Consider the following 17,464-nt stretch of genomic DNA (forward strand, 5'->3'; position numbering starts at 1 on the left):
CGATTGATGAAACTGCAGCGCCTTGCGCTTGCCGTGGCCGGTGTCGGGATGTTGGCCGCTACCGCGACTGCTGGGCCGGCCGTGGCTGGTGGGCAGGCTGACCCGGCGCCGTCGGCGTGGTCGGCCAAGGCCACCGCCATGCTGAAGCCGTCGGCGAAGGCCGCTACGGCCGCGACGGCGGGTTGTATCCAGACGGTCGGCTGGCCGACCGCGACGAACACCGTGGAGTGGGCCGACGTCACGCCCGGCAAGCCGCCGGCGGCCCAGCAGTACGAGCCGTTCAACTTCGTCGGCACCCGTGCGAACGCGACCTGGTACCTGGCGGCGAACGCGACCGGCACCCAGATCTACTTCTACGGCCTGCTCCTGCAGGGCGGGAACCTGTACCGGCACACGACGTACATCCCGGAGACCACCGCGCCGGTGTCCACCTTCAAGAAGGTCGGGACCGGCTGGACGAGCTTCAAGTCCATCGCGACCTCCAACTACAGCGTCGCGTCGCCCCGGCACGCTTACCTGTACGGTCTGAACACCAACGGCAGCCTCTACCGCTACGCGATCGTCGGCACCGGCTTCAAGTCGCTCGGCTCCTTCGCCGGGTTCCGTGGCTTCAAGGCGATGACCGTGATCAGCGAGTCGGCGACGTACGACACGTTGCTGATGACCACGAACGCCGGCGCGCTCTACACGATCCGGATCCCGGTGACCGCCTCGGCCAAGCCCGTCGTCAAGCTGATCCGCAGCTCCGGCTTCTCGGCGTACGAGTCCCTGGTTGTCTATGGCTGCGGGACCCGCGGCGGCTCGCTGGTGGTCGGCGTCGACAACGACACGGACTCCGGTTACCAGTACGCCTTCAGCAAGGCGAACGGCACGGCGACCGCGATTACGTTCTACGGCAAGATCCCCGCGGTGATGAACGCCATCAACGCCGTGTCCTTCACGACGCATTACGAGCAGCTCGTCGGCGAATGACCGCATAGCCTTACCCTGGGGACGCCGCAAGCAAGCGGCGTCCCCTCGGTGAGACTAGGAGCACGGTGAAACTCGTCGGTCGGGTCGCCCTCGGCGTCGCAGCCCTCTCTTTCGATCCCCGCGACCGCTCCGCCGACCTGGCAACGATCCGGGCCGGTATCGCCGCGGGCGCGGCGATCATCGACACCGCCCGCGCGTACGCCCACGTCGAGAACCCTCTGTACGGCGAGGAGCTGGCCGCGGAGGCCGTCCGTGGCACGAGCGCGATCGTCGGCACCAAGGGCGGCCATTCACGGACCAGCGCAACCACCTGGGACGCGGACATCAGCGCGCCGCGGATCCGGGCCGACGTCGAGACCAGCCTGCGGGTCTTCGGCGGCGAACAGCTCGATCTCTACTACCTGCACCGGGTCGACCTCGCCGAACAGCCCGTGGAAGAAGGCGTTTCCGCGCTCGCGTCGCTGCGGGACGAGGGCAAGGTCGCCCGGATCGGCGTGTCGAACGTCGACGTACCGGCGCTCGAGCGAGCGGCCGCGGTCACCCGGATCGACGCGGTGCAGAACCAGCACAGCGCGCTGGGCCGCGAGTCGGCGGACGTGCTCGCGTGGTGCGAGGTCAACGACGTCCCGTTCTTCGCCTACTCGCCGCTGCGACACTCGGCCGGGTCCCACCATCTCGCCGCCGTGGCGAACGCGCGCGGGGTTTCGGTGCAACGCCTGCAACTGCGGGCTCTCCTGGGCTCGTCGCCCGTGTTGTCCGTGGTCTCGGGCGCGACCCGCCCCGAGACCGTGCTCGACTCGCTCGCCGCAGAGTCCGAGCCCTGGGACGACGACCTCGAAGCCGCGTACGCCGCGGATCTGGCAGCCCGCTAGAGCGGCACCCCCCAGGCGGCGAACGCGGCCGGGTCGGGATCGTAGAACTGGCCGGTGTTCTCGTAGAGCCAGCGGACGTTGGCCGCGCTGATCGGGGTGTCGAACAGGCGCAGGTCGTCGACGTCCGCGACCGACGAATCCGGGTTGTCCCCACCCACGTGCAACGCGTCCGGCTGCAGCGGTGTCCCCGCGGCGTACGGCTCGACGGAGAACACGGTCCCGTTGAGGAAGATCTGGGTCGACTTCTGATCGCACGACGCCGCCACGTGGGTCCAGGTCTCGGCCGTGATCGGCGTCCGCGACGAGCTGACGATGCCCGTGGTTCCGCCCGTACCGAAGAGCCGGACCCAGAACAGCCCGTCCAGCCGGCCCGCGTGCGCGACCTCGGCCCCGCTGTTGCGCAGGACCAGGAACCGCGCGCCACTGCTGCTCGAGCGGCACTTGACCCACGCCGAGAACGCCCAGCCCAGCGGCGATGCCGGCCACGCGAAGGAGGTCCGCGACGCGCCAGGCCCGGTCCCGGAGGCACCGAGCGCGGACCCCTCGATCCCCGTCACCCACGACCCGGCCGCCGTCACCGTCAGGTCGTTCCCCGACGGCGACCTGTCGTCGACGACCGACCCGCTGCCCTCGTTGAAGTGGTACACGCCGCGCGCCACATTGACCGGCCGGTACGGCGTGACGACCGGCGCGCCGCTCCAGTACCCGGACGTCACCTCGGCGAGGAAGTTCTTCGTGAAGGTCACGTAGTCGTAGGAGACCTGGCCGCCGCCGCTCGCGTCACCGCCGAGGTGCAGCCGGTGCAGCCCGTCGATGGCCGGCGTCACGTGCGGTACGCCGTCCCCGATGCTCTCGATCACCTGATCGTCGTTCACCCGGACCTGCACGTACGTCGGGTTGATCGCGAACTGGAACCGGGTCCACTGACCGACCGTGAGAGCCGCCGTACTGGTCACCGACACGGTCCCGTCGTCGATGGTGGTCCAGGTCGTGGTGACCGTCCGGTTGGTGTTCACCACCACGCGGACCCGGGCGTTGTTCGAGCTGTTGTCGATGGCAAGGATCGGCGCGGCCGAGCCGACGGGCGCGGTGTCGAGCCGGAGCCAGCCACAGATGGCGAGCCGGTCGCAGTTCGGGAAGCCGACCACGCCGCTCGCCCCGGCTGCCGCCGTACCGGAGACGAGCGCGCGCCCGTACAGGCCGGCGGTGAAGCTCGCGGACGGAGCGACCGTGAGGTCATGGCCGTAGCTGCCGAAGTCGTCGGCGGTGTCGTGGTCGAAGGGGTAGATCGCCAACTGGTGGTCGATCTGCTCGGCGGCGACCAGGGTCGGCCAGTACGCCGCCTCGACCGGATCGTTCCACCAGCGCAGGTCGTCGACGATCCCGTTGAGCGCCTCGGAGCCGGTGAGTGCGTTCCGCCCGATCTCCACGGTGACCTCGGTCGCGGAGTAGGCGAGGGTCGTGCCGGCGTTGACCGACAGCACCTGGACACCGTCGACGGCGATCTTCACGGTGTCGGTCGCCGGGGTGGCGTCGTACACGACGAGGACGTGGTGCTGGTCCCCGTCGCGGATGCTCGTGCTCGTGGAGTACGTCGTACCCGCGATCCTCGCCTCCACGTTGCCGCTGCCGTTGGAGGCGTACACGGCCCAGTTCAGCGCGCCGCCGCTGCTGGCGGACGCGATGCACCGGGCTGCCGCGGTGTTGTCGTTGAGCTCGACCCACGCGGCGACGGACAGGCCGCCGTCGGTGTTGAGCGGGTAGAAGGAGTCGCCGGCCTTCGGCGGCCGGACGGCGACGTGCAGCGCGCCGCCGGTGCAGTTCAGGCCGTTGCCGTACTTGGCCGCCACCAGGGTCGCGGATCCGACGATGGTGCCGTGCAGGAAGTAGCCCGCGACGTCGCGCACCGTCGTACCGCTGACCGTGTCCGCATTGAACGTGTAGCCCGCTGACTGCGCCACGGCCGCCCCCTAACTGGCCCGGCGGACCCGGACGGTCACCGTCAATTCGGCCCCGGCGGTCGACGAGCCGACCTGGTCGACGTCGACGGTGAGATAGTCGCCGGCCGCCAGCGTGGTCACGGCCGGACTGTTGCCGGTGGCACTGTTCGTGCCGGCCGCGATACTCGGCCGGTTCGCCTGGTCGGTGTAGATGGTGGTGCCGTTCTTGTTCACGTCCACGACCAGCGCGGCCCCGGCCGGCGGCGTGTGGACCGCGGCGCGGACCGTCTCGACGACGTAGTTGCCTTCCAGGTAGATCCGCGACTTCCCGGTCGCGACCGCGACGGTCCCGGTCACCGAGAACGTGTACGCCTCGACCGGCACGACCAGTACGCCGTCAATGGTCAGACTGCCCTGAATCTGCATCGTTAGTCCCCCCAGCGCTGCAGCGCGATGTCCGGCCGCCCCCACGGCAAGCCCGGATATAGCCGTCGAGCGTACGGTGCGAACCCCGGCCGCGATAGCCCTCCGGCGTTTGAAGTGCCCGGCAGATCAGTTGTGGTCGTGGTGGACGAACCAGATTCCCCTGGCCGGGGTGGTGCCCAGGTTGCGGAACAGGTGGGGGACCGACGAGTTCAGGCCGAGCGCCTCACCGGCGTGCAGCAGGAACGTCTCGAAGCCGAACGTCACCTCGAGCTCGCCCTCGAGCAGGTAGCCGTACTCGAAGCCGTCGTGGCGCAGCATGCGTTCGTCGTTGGTCGAGCTGGAGCCCGGCGGATAGACGATCTCGATGAAGTCCAGCTGGTGGGCCGTGTTCGTGGCCAGCTGTTCCCAGACGACCCCGGTGTCCATCACCAGGCGGGTGCGGTTCCCCGGCGAGGTGACCGACAGCCGGCCGGTGCTGCCGGTGTCGTCCCAGACCCGTTCCAGCGATCCCAGGTCCGAGCGCCGGACGGTACCGGGTTCCTCCGCGGCCACCGGCGCGTCCTCCGCCGGTACGTCCTCGGCCGGAGCGTCCGGGATCTCCTCGCTCTCGAAGAGGTGGTCGATGGAGACGCCGAGGGTCTGCGCCATCGAGTAAAGCGTCGCCACCGACGGCTGCGACTTGCCGTTCTCGATCTGGGACAGGAACGACGGCGAGACGCCGAGCTGCCGGGCCAGTTCGCGCAGCGTCTTCCCCGACTTCTGCCGGGCCGTCCGCAACTGGAGCCCGAGGTTGACCGCGGTCGTGTCCGTCGCGCTCTCGGAAGTACTCACACCAGCACCATTCCTCCGTCGATCATGATCACCTGGCCGGTCAGGTAGTCGGAGTCGGCCGAGGCCAGGTACAGCGCCGTCCCCAGGATGTCCTCGCCGGTGGCGACCCGGCCGCGCAGGATGTCCGCGGCGAAGTCGGCCATCGCCTGGCCCGGCCGCTCCGCGTCGCCGATGTGCATCAGATCCTCGTCCAGTTTCGTCCAGAGCGGCGTGTCCACCACCCCCGGGGCGAAGGCGTTGCAGGTGATGTTGTGCTCCGCCAGTGCCCGCGCGGCCGCCTGCGTCAACGCGTTCACCGCGAACTTGCTCGCGCAGTACGGCGCGAAGGACGGAAAACCCTGCCGGCCCGCGATGGAGGACGTGTTGACGATCTTGCCCTCCCCGAGGGGCATCATCCTGCGAGCCCCCTCCTGGATGCCGATCAATGTGCCGAGCGCGTTGACGTCCATGATGGCGTGCCAGTTCTTCTCGGTCACATCGAGCAGGTGCATCGGCTCGTTGAACCCGGCGTTGTTGAAGAGGACGTCCAGCCGCCCGGTCCGCTCGACGAAGGTGTCGAACGCCGCGCTCACCTGGTCGCGCCGGCTGACGTCGGCCGTGAGCGGGATCCCGGTCAGCCCGGCCGCGGACAGCTCGGCGGCGACCGCTTGTGCGGCCTCCTCGCTGCGGTCGAGCACTCCCACGGTCGCGCCCTCGGCGGCCAGGCCGAGGGCGAACACCCGTCCCATGCCGCTGCCCGCGCCGGTGATGACGATGTTCTTGCCGGCTACTCGTCCAGACATGCGCTGATCCCTCGTTCTCAGTGTGTGCCGACCGGGTCGCGCATCCCGAGGGTGGTGCGGACCCAGTCGATCTCGCGGCTGACGTACTCGTCGATGTCACCGGTCTTCAGGTGCTCCGGCAGCACGTCCCAGGTGTAGGTCTCGATCTCCAGGTGGTCCGAGAGCGGCGTACGGCGATGCAGGTCGAGGGCGGCCTCGATACTCGACCGGGTGGTTCGGAAGCCACCGATCTCGTCGAGGAAGACCGGCACGTGGAAGTGTGTCCGCCACTCCCGCCGGCCACCCGGGGCCGCGTTCCACGCCTCGATCGCGTCGCCGAGGGTGAGGAACCGCGTGAGCTGTCCGTCGCGCCGCTCGGTGGTCTGACTCAGGTAGATCGTGTCGGTGAACTGCTCGAGCGCGCGCACGGTGTCCGCACTGACCTCGGGCACCCAGAGCGCGGCGGCTTCCTGCAGCTTGAAGATCGGGATGCCGGCAGCGACCAGGGACTCCAGCGCGGCCGGGATGTCCTCGAACTCCACCGACTGGTGCCCGATGTCGAAGACCACGCCGAGATGCCGGCGGACCAGTCCGATCGCGGCCGAGGCCGGCACCGCGGCGAGCTTCGAGAATTCCTCGGTTCCGGCCCGGGAGAAGATCCGCTCCTCGAAGTAGCGCACGGTTTCCTCGGTCGTCTCGAGGAAGCAGAAGGGCTCCGGCTCGAGGGCCAGCTTCACCCTGCGGCCGGTACGGCGTTCTATGTCGACCAGGTAGGCGACGACGCGGAGCAGGTTCGTGGTGAAGCGGTCGACGAAGGCCGGTCCGTCGACGTTCGGCCGGAAGGCGAGTGGAGCGGTCTGGATGGACGGCTCCACGTCCGCGTCGGTGATGTCCACCAGGACGTCGGCGACGCCCATCGTGTAGCGGGTGCGGTCCTCGGTGGCCCAGTCCGGCTCGTACACCTGCTCCATCACCGACCGGCCCTTGAAGGGACCGTGTGGGAACGCGTTGACCGTGTAGACGTAGAGATCCTGCTCGCGCAGGTAGCCGCGGAAGTCCGCCCGCTCGGCCGGATCGTCCAGCAGCACCGCGACGGACGCGCCCGACAGCCGGAGTGACAGACCCATCGGTGCGTCCGGCGACACCCGCCGCTTCACCTCCGGGACATGGCGTACGACGCTGTCGCGCATCTCGGCCCAGGTGTCGCCGGGGTGCACGAGGGTCGAGTAGGTGAGGTGGCCGAGCCGGTCGCTGAGCTTCATGCGGTGATTAGTAGCACTGAACAGGCGAGCAACGCAATACGCCGGATCTCTCGGAAAATGTTCACTTAAGGTCACCTAATACAGGGTCTTGTGAACATCAGAGGGCATATGTACAGTCCCACCAAACATCTGGCTGGTGATTGTGAGGTGGGAAGCATGCGCGTCTCCCGGGGACTGATGACCGTCAGCGCGGCACTGGTCCTGCTGGTCGTCGCCAGCGCGGTCCTGGCGCCGACGAGCGTCGACCACAGTGCGCTGCTCGGCATGCTGCCGTTCGCCGCGGTCCTCGCGATCGTCGGCATCGGGCAGACCCTGGTGGTGCAGCAAGGCGGGATCGACCTGTCGGTCCCCGGCGCGGTCTCGCTGGCCGTGGTGATCACCACGCACCGGCCGGCCGGCGACGACGCCAAGTTGCCGGGCGCGTTGCTGTTCGGGCTCGTTGTCGCGATCGGCTTCGGTGTCCTGAACGGCGTCCTGATCGGCCGGCGCAGGCTCAACCCGATCGTGGCGACCCTCGGTGTCAACGCGCTCCTCTACGCCGTCGTCCTCGGTATCTCCGGCGGTTCGCCCCGCCGGACGACCGCTCTGCTGCGGGACGTGGCCGGAGGCGTCACCTTCGGCATCCCGAACTCCGTGTACATCGCGGTCGTCGTGGTCGCGGTCGCGACGGTCGTCATGAAGACCACCGTCGGCGGGCGCCGCTTCGAGGCGATCGGCGCGAACCCGACCGCCGCGGCCGCCACCGGACTGCCGGTCACCTGGTATCGCGCCGGTGCCTACGTGTGGGCCCAGATCCTCTACTGGCTCGCGGGCGTCCTGCTGGCCGGCATCATCGCCCAGCCCACCGCGTTCCAGGGCGACACCTATCTCCTGCCGTCGGTCGCCGCGGTGGTGCTCGGCGGTACGTCGTTGCTCGGCGGCCGGGGCTTCCTGGTCGCGACCGCCGTCGCCGCGGTCTTCCTCTCCCAGCTCGAGCAGTTCGTGCTCGCGCTCGGGGTCTCGTTCGCCATCCGAACTCTGGTCGAAGCGGCCGCCCTCACCGTGGGCGTCGCCCTGTACAGCGTCGACTGGGCCGCCGTACGCCGCCGGCTCACGTCCACCCCTCAGCTGCCCCTCAGTACGGCAAGTTCCCGGAAGGAAACCCTGTCATGATCCGATCCGTTCGCCGCGCACGCCTGATCGCCTTGCTCGGCACCGGAGCCGTCGGCCTCGCCCTCGCGGGCTGCGGCGGCTCCGGCTCCGCCAACACGTCAACCAATGCGGCCGCCGGCGGCGATGTCCCCTCCTGGTGTGGGAGCAAGAAGGCCGTCCTCGGCATGACCGACGGCTTCGGCGGCAACAGCTGGCGTCTCGTCACCACCGCGTCCGCCAAGGCCGAGGCCGCCAAGTGCCCCAGCGTCACCAGCTTCGAGTACGCCGACGGCCAGGGCGACACGCAGAAGGCCATCGCCGACATCCAGGGGATGGTCGCGAAGGGTGTGAACGCGCTGGTCGTCTTCCCCGACGCGGGCGAGGCCGTGCTGCCGGCGATCCGCAGCGCCTACAAGGCCGGCGTCGTCACCGTGCCGTACCGGGTCGACCCGGGGGGCAAGGCCGGCGAGGACTACGACGTGTTCGTCGACACGAACTTCGCCGACGCCGGCAAGAACTGGGGCGACTGGATCAAGAAGATCCTGCCGGACGGCGGCAACGTGCTGTTCCTGTCCGGCCCGCCCGGGAACAGCCAGGGCCGCAAGGAGGCCGAGGGCCTGCACTCGGTGCTCGATGCCACCGGCAAGTACAAGTTCATCGGCGAGCAGCCGTTCGAGGTCACCAACTGGGATCCCGCCGAGACCCAGAAGGTGCTGACCGCGGCGATCTCGCAGAACTCCGACATCGACGTGATCGTCTCCGACTTCGGCCCGTCCCTGGTGGGCGCGCTGCCGGTGTTCGAGCAGAGCGGCCGGTCCATCCCGGCGATCGCCGCGTCCGACGGCAACGTGCTGTCCTGCTTCTGGGACAAGCACAAGGCCAAGAACCCCGAGTTCAAGCTGTTCACGGTCTCGACCCAGAACGACCACTCGCGGCTGGCCGTCCAGCAGGCGGTCGCCCGCGCCACCGGTGGTCAGGTGCCCGCGTCCGCGACGTTCCCGTCGGTGGTGTTCGAGGACTCGACGTCCAAGGACAAGCCGGTGCAGTGCAAGTCCGACCTGCCCGACGACGTCTATCTGTCCGCCGAGATGTCCGGTGAGGACCAGGCCAAGCTCCTCAAGTGACCCGACCCCCTGACCCGAAGGACGCTGTGGTGATCAACTTGACGCAGGAGACAGGAGCTGCCCGGACGACGGGCGCCGGCGACAAGACGACGCAGCCCACCCTGGCGCTGCGCGGCATCTCCAAGTCGTACGCCGCGGTCGCCGCGCTGACCGAGGTGTCGCTCGAGGTCCGCCCCGGCGAGGTTCACGCACTGCTCGGTGAGAACGGTGCCGGCAAGTCCACCCTGATGGGCGTCGCCGCCGGCACCGTCGCACCCGACCGGGGCACCATCGCGGTCCTCGGCGAGGTCGTCGACGAGCTCACGCCCGGCCGGGCGACCGAGCTGGGGATCGCGATCGTGCACCAGCACCCCGCGGTCCTGCCCGACCTCACCGTCGCGGAGAACATCGCGGTCGCGGTGCCCGCGCGCTTCCTCGACGGCTCCGACCGGCGCGCCGCGATGCGAGCACTGCTGGAACGGGTCGGGTGCACCGCGCACCTGGAGGATCGCGTCGGTCATCTGAGCATCGCGCAGAAGCATCTGCTCGAGCTGGCGAAGGCGATGGCGATGAAGCCGCGGTTGCTCATCCTCGACGAGCCGACGGCACCACTCGGCCAGGAATCGGTCGGGCTGCTGTTCGACCTGATCCGCTCGGCCGCCGCGGAGGACACCGCCGTCGTCTACATCACGCACCGCCTCGCCGAGGTCCGTGAGCTCGCCGACCGGGTGACCGTTCTCCGCGACGGTCATCACCGCGGGACCGCCGTGGTCGGCGAGGTCACCGACGAGGAGTTGCTGGCCATGATCGTCGGCCGGCAACTGGAGTACACCTTCCCCGCCAAGCAGCTCGGTGCCGACGACGAGGAGCCGGTGCTGACCGTCGAAGGGTTGTCGGGCGACCGGTTCTCCGGCGTCTCGTTCACCGCGCGGCGCGGCGAGATCATCGGTGTCGCCGGTGTCGTCGGCAACGGCCAGAGCGACCTGCTCCGGGCCCTCGCCGGTCTCGACGCACACGGTGGCGAGGTGATCATCGACGGAGCGCGGCTCAGCCACCGGCAGCTGCTGCGCTCCTCGGCGTACCTGCCGGCCGACCGGCATCACGAGGGACTGATGATGTCGCTGTCGGTGCGCGAGAACACCGCGCTGAGCGCCCTCGACCGGCTCGGACCCGGCCGGTTCGTCAACCGCCGGCGCGAGGTCGAGCTGGTCGGTGCCGAGGTGGCCGGACTGGCGGTGAAGACCGCGAGTCTGGAGTCTCCGGTGACCAGTCTCTCGGGCGGCAACCAGCAGAAGGTCGTGCTGGCCCGGTCGCTGCTGTCGAAGCCGGCGATCCTGCTCGCCGACGAGCCGACCCAGGGCGTGGACGTCGGCGCCCGCGCCGAGATCTACCGCATCCTGCGGGAGGTCTCCAGCAGCGGGGTCCCGGTCGTCGTCGCGTCGTCGGACGCCAAGGAGCTCGAAGGACTCTGCGACCGGGTCATCGTGGTCTCTCGCGGTCACGTCGTGGCGTCGCTGGCCGGCGCCGAGGTGACCGAGGAGCGGATGATCCGTGCCGCGGTCGAGTCGACCACCCACACTCGCACCGAGAGCGAACGGGCCGGCCGCAGACTCAGTCCACGCTGGCGCCGCAAGCTCGAGGGCGACTACGCCCCCGTCCTGATCCTGGCCGCGGTGATGCTCTGCCTCGGCGCGTACATCTACTCCCGCAACGATCGCTACCTGCTGCCGTTCAACGTCACCTCGGTCATGTTGCTGGTCAGCGCGCTCGGGTTCATCGCGCTCGGCCAGACGGTCGCCCTGATGACCGCGGGCATCGACTTGTCCGTCGGCCCACTCGCGGGATTCCTCGTCGTGGTCGGCTCCTTCTTCCTCACCGAGGGGCATTCCGGTACGGCGGTGGTCCTCGGACTGGCCCTGATGGCCGCGCTGGCCGCACTCGCGGGTGTGGTCAACGGTTCGCTGATCAGATTCGGCAGGTTCACCCCGGTCGCCGCGACACTGGCGACGTACATCGCCCTGCAGGGCTTCAGTTTCCTGTTGCGGGACAAGCCCGGCGGTCTGATCAGCCGGACGGCGACCGACCTGATCACGACGACGATCGGCCCGGTCCCGCTGGCCTTCGTCGTCCTGGTCCTCGTCACCTTCGCGATGGAGTTCCTGCTCCGCACCCGCCGCTGGGGCCTGAACATCCGGGCGGTGGGCTCGGACGAGGAGTCCGCCCGGCGGCTCGGCGTACGGACCACCCGGACGGTCGTCACCGGGTACGTCGTCGTGTCGCTCTTCACCTTCCTGGGGGCCCTCGTCCTGCTCGCCCAGCTCGGGATCGGCGATCCGGCCCAGGGCGTCGGCTACACGCTCACCAGCATCACCGCCGTCGTGCTCGGCGGAACCAGCCTGCTCGGCGGTCGTGGCACCTTCGTCGGCACGCTGCTGGGCGCCGGCCTGATCGTGCAACTCCTCAACGCGACCACGTTCCTCGGCCTCACCCAGACCTGGCAGTACCTCTTCCAGGGCGCCCTGATCGTGATCGCGGCCCTTGTCTACAGCCAGGTCCGGGGTAGCGGCCGCAAGGCCGAGGGCGTCGCACACTGACCGCACGGGGGAACTTCCTCGTCGACTACGAAAGGACACTGCCGTGCGAGCAGCGCGTTACTACGGGAAACAGGACATCCGGGTGGAGGATGTCGCCCAGCCCGAGGTGCGGGAGCCCGACGACGTACTGGTCGAGGTCCTGTACTGCGGTATCTGCGGGACGGACCTGCACGAGTACGCCGTCGGACCGATCGTCACCCCGACGACTCCGCACCCGCTGACCGGCGTGACTCTGCCGCAGACCCTCGGGCACGAGTTCTCCGCCCGGGTGGCCGCGGTGGGTGCCGCGGTCCGCGGGGTGAGCGTCGGGGACCGGGTCTCGATCATGCCGGCGATCGTCTGCGGTCGGTGCCGCTACTGCCGGCGCGGTCAGGGCCACCTGTGCGTGCAGTTCGCCTGCACCGGCCTCAGCGCGGAGACCGGTGGCCTCGCCGAGTACGCCGTGGTGAAGGAGTACCAGGTCGCCAAGCTCCCCGACGAGGTCTCCGATCTCGAGGGAGCGGTCGTCGAGCCCGCGGCGGTCGCGGCGTACGGCGTCGAGCGCGCCGGGGTGACCGGCGGCGACATCGTCCTGGTCACCGGCGCGGGACCGATCGGCATCCTGTCCGCCCTGTACGCCAGTGCGGTCGGGGCCTCGACCGTGATCATCTCCGAGCCGAACAAGAACCGCTACGCGCTGGCCGCCTCGCTCGACATCGGCCCGGTGGTGGATCCGGCCACCGGGGAGCTCGACGAGGTGGTCGGGCAGCTCACCGACGGCGACGGCGTCGATCTCGCGATCGAGTGCTCCGGCAGCACTCCCGGCCTGACCTCGTGTGTGGAGCAGACCCGCAAACGCGCGGCGATCGTCCAGACCGGGTTGCACACCAAGCCCGCCACCCTCGACGCGATGGCCCTGTCGGCCAAGGACCTCACCCTGTACGGCAGCTGGTGCTGGTGGATGACCGACTGGCCGCGGATCATCCGCATGGTTGCCTCCGGCACCTACCCGGTCGGCCGGGTGGTCACCGCCGAGATCGGGCTGGCCGACGTCGTGACCAAGGGCTTCGACCCGTTGATCGATCCGCAGGGCGACCAGCTCAAGGTCCTGGTCCGCTCGGCTTCCTGACCTTGACGAAGGAGACGACGATGAGTTCGTTCGGCGACATGCACCACGTCGGCATCACGGTCCGCGACCTCGAGGCCTCCCTGGCCTGGTACGAGCGGATGTTCGGGCTGCAACCCGAGTTCGTTGCCCACGGCTCCGGTCCGGAGCTGTCCGCGGCGGTCGGCGTACCGGACGCGAAGCTGCGGTTCGCGTTCCTGCGCTTCGGCAGCTGCGTGGTCGAGCTGCTGCACTACGACAACGAGCGGGAGGACACCTTCGACCGCTCCAACGCCGACGTGGGCAGCGCCCATGTCTGCATCGACGTGCCCGATCTGCAGGCGGCGTACGACGACCTGCGGGCCAAGGGCGTGGAATTCCTGGCGCCGCCGCTGCACATCGACGACGGGCCGCTCGAGGGTTGTGCCTTCGTCTACTTCAAGGACCCCAACGGCGTGACGCTCGAGCTGTTCCAGGGCAACCATGAGTGAGCGCCGGGCGCTGGTCGTCGGTGCCACCGGGCTCACCGGCCGCAACGCCGCGGAGCAGCTGGCCCGGTCCGGCTGGGACGTCACCGGGGTGTCCCGCAAGCAGGGCATGGACACCGACGGAGTGCGCAACGTCAGCGCGGACATCTCCGACCCGGTCTCGATCGCTGCGGTAGCCCACGAGGTGCGGGCCACGCATCTCTTCTACTGCACGTGGTCGCGACAGGAGACCGAGGCTCGCAACATCGAGGTCAACGGGGCGATGCTGCGCAACGTCCTCGAGACCGCCGGCCGGACCGGCACGCTCGAGCACGTCTGCCTGGTGACCGGGCTCAAGCACTACCTCGGCCCGTTCGAGGCCTATGCTCAGAACCCGGCCAAGCCGCCGTTCCACGAGAGCCAGCCGCGGCTGGCGCACGAGAACTTCTACTACACCCAGGAAGACATCCTCTGGGAGGCGGCCGAGCGGTTCGGCTTCAGCTGGACCGTGCACCGCCCGCACACCGTCATCGGCTACACCCTCGGCAACGCGATGAACATGGGCGTGACCCTGGCCGTCTACGGCACGCTCGCCCGCGAGACCGGGATCCCGTTCGCGTTCCCGGGGTCACCCGAGCAGTACGACGGCACCACGGACATCACCGATGCCCGGCTGCTGGCCGAACACCTGGTGTGGGCCGCGACCACCCCCGCGGCGGCCAACGAGGCGTTCAACGTCACCAACGGCGACACCTTCCACTGGCGGCAGATGTGGGAGATCGTCGCAGCCGGTCTCGGTGTCGAACCGGCGCCGTACCCGGGACACCCGACGCCACTCGACGACCGGATGGGGGACGCCGCGGCGACCTGGCGACGGATCGCCGACCGGGACGGACTCGTCGAGCCCGACATCGACCGTCTCGTGTCCTGGTGGCACACCGACAGCGATCTCGGCCGGACGGTCGAGACCCATGCCGCGATGAGCAAGAGCCGGGAAGCGGGCTTCACCCGGACCCAGGACAGCGGCCGGTCGTTCCTCGACCTGTTCGACCGGCTGCGGGCCGAACGCGTCATTCCGGCGGAGGTGGGCCAGGCATGAAGGCAGTCCAGTTCCAGGGCGTCGGCACGCTGGCGCTGGCCGAGGTCGACGTACCGTCCATCGGCGCCGGCGAGATCCTGGTCGCGCTGCGGTCGGTGGGGATCTGCCACTCCGACTTCGAGCTGCTCGAGGGGCGCTACATCATCCCGTTCGGGTACCCGATCGTCCCCGGGCACGAGTGGTCCGGAGTGGTCGCGGACATCGGCTGGGAGGTGACCGGGTTCAAGCCGGGCGACCGGGTGCTGGGCGAGTGCGTGATCGGCCAGGAGCACTTCGGCTTCTCGATCTCCGGGGCCGCCGCCGAGTACTTCGTCGTCCGTCCGGAGTGGTTGCACAAGGTGCCGGACGAGCTGACCGACAGCCAGGCGGCGCTCGTGGAGCCCTTCAGTTGCGCGTACTTCGCGGCGATGCGGGCGGGCAACGTCAACGCGAGCGACACCGTCCTGGTCTTCGGCGCGGGCCCGATCGGGCTGAGCTGCGTGGCGGTCGCCGCCACCCTGGGCGCCCGGGTTGTCGCGGCCGAGCCCGACAAGACCCGCGGCGACCTGGCTCGCCGGCTCGGCGCTGAGGAGGTGCTCGACCCGACGTCGGACGACTTCGTCGATCAGGTGCAGGAGCTGACCGCGGGCCGGGGCGCCGATGTCGTCATGGAGGCGTCCGGCCAGCCGGCCGCGATGGCCGCGACCCTGGAGGTCGCCGGATTCAACGGCCGGCTGGTCAACATCGGTATCGACGTCGGTCGCAGCGCCACAGCGAAGCTCGGGCTGATCCAGTCCAAGCAGTTGCAGATCCGGGGCACGATCGGGTCGCCCGGCGTCTGGCCGGAGACCCTGCGCTTCCTGGCCCGGACGGGTCTCGACCTCACTCCGATGATCACCAGCAGCTATCCGCTCGACCGCGCACCCGAGGCGTACGCCGCGGCCCGCCGGACCGCGGACAACGTCAAGGTGCACATCGAGAACGGCGGTGCCGCGTGAGAGCCGTGGTCCTGCACGCCGCCGGGGACGTCCGCATCGAGGAACGTCCCGAACCACCGGCCCCCGGCCGGGGTGAGGTGCGGCTGCGCGTCACCCGGGTCGGGCTGTGCGGCACCGATGTCAGTGAGTACACGGCCGGCCCGATGATGACTCCGCTGAAGACCAGGCATCCCAACTCCGGGGTGTTCGGGCCGGTGGTGCTCGGGCACGAGTTCATCGGGGTTGTCGAGAGTGCGGGCGAGCGCTTCGCCGTCGGGGACCGGGTCGCGGCGGGAGCCGGTGTCTGGTGCGGGCAGTGCTCGTGGTGCGAGCGCGGCCAGACCAACCTCTGTCAGTCCTACTGGACGTACGGCCTGTCCGCCGACGGTGGACTCACCGAGCGGGTCACCGTCCCCGAGACGATGCTGCACCCGATCGCGCCACATGTTGCCGACGACAACGCCGCGCTCGCCCAGCCGCTGGCGGTCGGGCTGCATGCCGTCGATCGCAGCCGGGTCCGCCCCGGCGACGTGGTGGTCGTGCACGGCGCCGGCGCGATCGGATCCTTCGTCATCGCCGGTCTGAAGGCTGCCGGTGCCGGAGTGATCGTTGCCGTGGACATCGATGCGGGCAGGCTCGGGACCGCCGCGAAGCTCGGCGCCGAGGTGACGGTCGACTCGTCGTCGACGGACCCGCTCGACGTCGTCCGCGAGCTGACCGGTTCCGCGTTGGCCGACGTCACCGTGGAGGCCAGCGGCGTCCCCGACGGGCTGACGCGCGTGCAGCGGCTCACCCGGCGCGGCGGGACGGTTCTGCTGGTCGGCCTGCCCAAGGGCCAGGTCTCGTTCGTCGCCACCGATCTCATCCTCCGTGAGATCGACGTGATGACCACCGTGGCCCATGTGTGCGACCGGAATCTGCCGGCCGCGCTGGCGTTGCTGGCCGAGCGTGACCTGGCGTCGTTGCTGGTCGAACGCGTCGTACCTCTGGACCGGGTGCTCGAGGAGGCCTTCACACCGATGGTCGCCGGCGTTGCCCGAGGCAAGTTCGTTGTCGATCCGCAGGGGATGTCATGACACTGCGGATCGGATTCTGCGGCATCGGCCGGATGGGCGCCGAGATGGTCGCTGCCCTGACCCGGCAGGGATTCGCGGTGACCGTCTGGAACCGGACCGCGGCGCGCGCCCTGGCAGTCGCCGAGCAGACCGGCGCCGAGGTGGCCGACACTCCCGCGCTCGCCGTCAAGGACGCGGACGTCGTGATCACCATGCTCACCGACGGCGACGCCGTACTCCGGACGCTGGCGGACCTGCTGCCCGGTGCCCACGCGGGCCTGATGGTGGTGGACTGCTCGACCACCGGCGTGCGTGCTGCCCGAGAGGCCGCTGAGCTGTGCGCGGCCGCGGGCGTCGGCTTCGTCGACTGCCCGGTCAGCGGCAGTACGGTCGTCGCCCGCGAAGGCAAGCTCGGACTGATGGCCGGCGGGGACGCTGCCACGATCGAGCGGGTCCGCCCGGTGCTCGATGCCCTCGGCACGGTCGTGCACGTCGGACCGACCGGTGCCGGCGCTGCCGCCAAGGTGTCGATCAACGCACTGCTGCACACGTTCAGCACAGCCCTGGCCGAGTGCCTTGTCACCGCTCGCGCCGCCGGAGTCCCGACCGCCGCGCTCTTCGACGTCCTCGCGGCCGGCGTGCTCTGGAATCGCTTCCTCGACTACAAGAGACCAGCCTTCAGCGACCCCGAGGGGACGGCGGTCGCCTTCGACCTCCGCACCGCCACCAAGGACCTCGGACTCGCAGCCCGCGCCGCCGATGACGCCGGCCTGCGGGAGTCCGTCGTACGGCGGGCCCTGGAACTGCACCGGCATGCGCTGGACGACGGACTCGGTGACCGGGACATGGCCGCGCTGACGGCCTGGTTCGCGGCCACGGCCGATCCGCCCGGCCGAACAGAAAGGAACTGA

Annotated in this window: 16 protein-coding genes; 11 read left to right on the forward strand and 5 right to left on the reverse strand. The window is 69.7% G+C overall.

Annotated elements, in window-relative coordinates; translation table 11 throughout:
• The first annotated feature begins 6 nt into the window (after positions 1 to 6).
• Both ACZ6O0_RS36045 and ACZ6O0_RS36050 read left to right on the forward strand, forming a co-directional pair.
• Entirely contained in the window at positions 7 to 972 is a 966-nt protein-coding gene (locus tag ACZ6O0_RS36045; RefSeq protein ID WP_465769527.1) for a hypothetical protein, read from the forward strand.
• Between the two features lie 65 nt (positions 973 to 1,037).
• Positions 1,038 to 1,844 carry an aldo/keto reductase gene (locus ACZ6O0_RS36050; protein ID WP_465769528.1) on the forward strand — a complete coding sequence of 269 codons (807 nt, stop codon included), beginning with the start codon at positions 1,038 to 1,040 and terminating at the stop codon, positions 1,842 to 1,844.
• Here ACZ6O0_RS36050 and ACZ6O0_RS36055 read toward each other — a convergent pair.
• The 5 genes from ACZ6O0_RS36055 to eboE form a co-directional block, all read right to left on the reverse strand.
• Positions 1,841 to 3,805 (reverse strand): LamG domain-containing protein, encoded by a 1,965-nt coding sequence (locus tag ACZ6O0_RS36055; protein WP_465769529.1) that lies wholly within the window; start codon positions 3,803 to 3,805, stop codon positions 1,841 to 1,843. The two genes, ACZ6O0_RS36050 and ACZ6O0_RS36055, sit on opposite strands and share 4 nt — an antisense overlap.
• A 9-nt stretch (positions 3,806 to 3,814) precedes the next feature.
• A complete protein-coding gene (locus tag ACZ6O0_RS36060) occupies positions 3,815 to 4,210 on the reverse strand; it encodes a hypothetical protein (protein ID WP_465769530.1) in 396 nt (131 codons plus the stop codon).
• A gap of 126 nt (positions 4,211 to 4,336) precedes the next feature.
• Positions 4,337 to 5,041 carry a helix-turn-helix domain-containing protein gene (locus tag ACZ6O0_RS36065; RefSeq protein WP_465769531.1) on the reverse strand — a complete coding sequence of 235 codons (705 nt, stop codon included), beginning with the start codon at positions 5,039 to 5,041 and terminating at the stop codon, positions 4,337 to 4,339.
• On the reverse strand, positions 5,038 to 5,823 hold the full coding sequence (locus ACZ6O0_RS36070) for an SDR family NAD(P)-dependent oxidoreductase (RefSeq protein ID WP_465769532.1): 786 nt from the start codon (positions 5,821 to 5,823) through the stop codon (positions 5,038 to 5,040). The genes ACZ6O0_RS36065 and ACZ6O0_RS36070 overlap by 4 nt, the downstream gene beginning before the upstream one ends.
• A 17-nt stretch (positions 5,824 to 5,840) precedes the next feature.
• Positions 5,841 to 7,064: a metabolite traffic protein EboE gene (gene eboE, locus ACZ6O0_RS36075; protein ID WP_465769533.1), complete on the reverse strand. Its 1,224-nt coding sequence runs from the start codon at positions 7,062 to 7,064 to the stop codon at positions 5,841 to 5,843.
• Positions 7,065 to 7,220: 156 nt separating this feature from the next.
• Between eboE and ACZ6O0_RS36080 the strand changes: the two genes are divergently transcribed.
• The 9 genes from ACZ6O0_RS36080 to ACZ6O0_RS36120 are packed head-to-tail and all read left to right on the forward strand — an operon-like array spanning position 7,221 to position 17,464.
• Complete coding sequence (locus tag ACZ6O0_RS36080) at positions 7,221 to 8,216, forward strand: ABC transporter permease (RefSeq protein WP_465769534.1); 996 nt, start codon at positions 7,221 to 7,223, stop codon at positions 8,214 to 8,216.
• Complete coding sequence (locus ACZ6O0_RS36085) at positions 8,213 to 9,319, forward strand: substrate-binding domain-containing protein (protein ID WP_465769535.1); 1,107 nt, start codon at positions 8,213 to 8,215, stop codon at positions 9,317 to 9,319. The genes ACZ6O0_RS36080 and ACZ6O0_RS36085 overlap by 4 nt, the downstream gene beginning before the upstream one ends.
• A gap of 29 nt (positions 9,320 to 9,348) precedes the next feature.
• The gene (locus tag ACZ6O0_RS36090) at positions 9,349 to 11,892 is read left to right on the forward strand and encodes an ATP-binding cassette domain-containing protein (RefSeq protein WP_465769536.1); all 2,544 of its coding nucleotides are present in this window, start codon (positions 9,349 to 9,351) and stop codon (positions 11,890 to 11,892) included.
• 43 nt (positions 11,893 to 11,935) lie between these two features.
• Complete coding sequence (locus ACZ6O0_RS36095; protein WP_465769537.1) at positions 11,936 to 13,000, forward strand: alcohol dehydrogenase catalytic domain-containing protein; 1,065 nt, start codon at positions 11,936 to 11,938, stop codon at positions 12,998 to 13,000.
• A gap of 20 nt (positions 13,001 to 13,020) precedes the next feature.
• Positions 13,021 to 13,467: a VOC family protein gene (locus ACZ6O0_RS36100; protein ID WP_465769538.1), complete on the forward strand. Its 447-nt coding sequence runs from the start codon at positions 13,021 to 13,023 to the stop codon at positions 13,465 to 13,467.
• Entirely contained in the window at positions 13,460 to 14,542 is a 1,083-nt protein-coding gene (locus ACZ6O0_RS36105) for an SDR family oxidoreductase (protein ID WP_465769539.1), read from the forward strand. Before ACZ6O0_RS36100 ends, ACZ6O0_RS36105 begins: the two co-directional genes overlap by 8 nt.
• Positions 14,539 to 15,519: a zinc-dependent alcohol dehydrogenase gene (locus ACZ6O0_RS36110; protein ID WP_465769540.1), complete on the forward strand. Its 981-nt coding sequence runs from the start codon at positions 14,539 to 14,541 to the stop codon at positions 15,517 to 15,519. The genes ACZ6O0_RS36105 and ACZ6O0_RS36110 overlap by 4 nt, the downstream gene beginning before the upstream one ends.
• Positions 15,516 to 16,574 carry a zinc-dependent alcohol dehydrogenase gene (locus ACZ6O0_RS36115; RefSeq protein WP_465769541.1) on the forward strand — a complete coding sequence of 353 codons (1,059 nt, stop codon included), beginning with the start codon at positions 15,516 to 15,518 and terminating at the stop codon, positions 16,572 to 16,574. The genes ACZ6O0_RS36110 and ACZ6O0_RS36115 overlap by 4 nt, the downstream gene beginning before the upstream one ends.
• Positions 16,571 to 17,464, forward strand: coding sequence for an NAD(P)-dependent oxidoreductase (locus tag ACZ6O0_RS36120; protein ID WP_465769542.1), 894 nt, complete (start codon positions 16,571 to 16,573; stop codon positions 17,462 to 17,464). The genes ACZ6O0_RS36115 and ACZ6O0_RS36120 overlap by 4 nt, the downstream gene beginning before the upstream one ends.

It is taken from the genome of Kribbella sp. NPDC048837 (assembly GCF_055586945.1).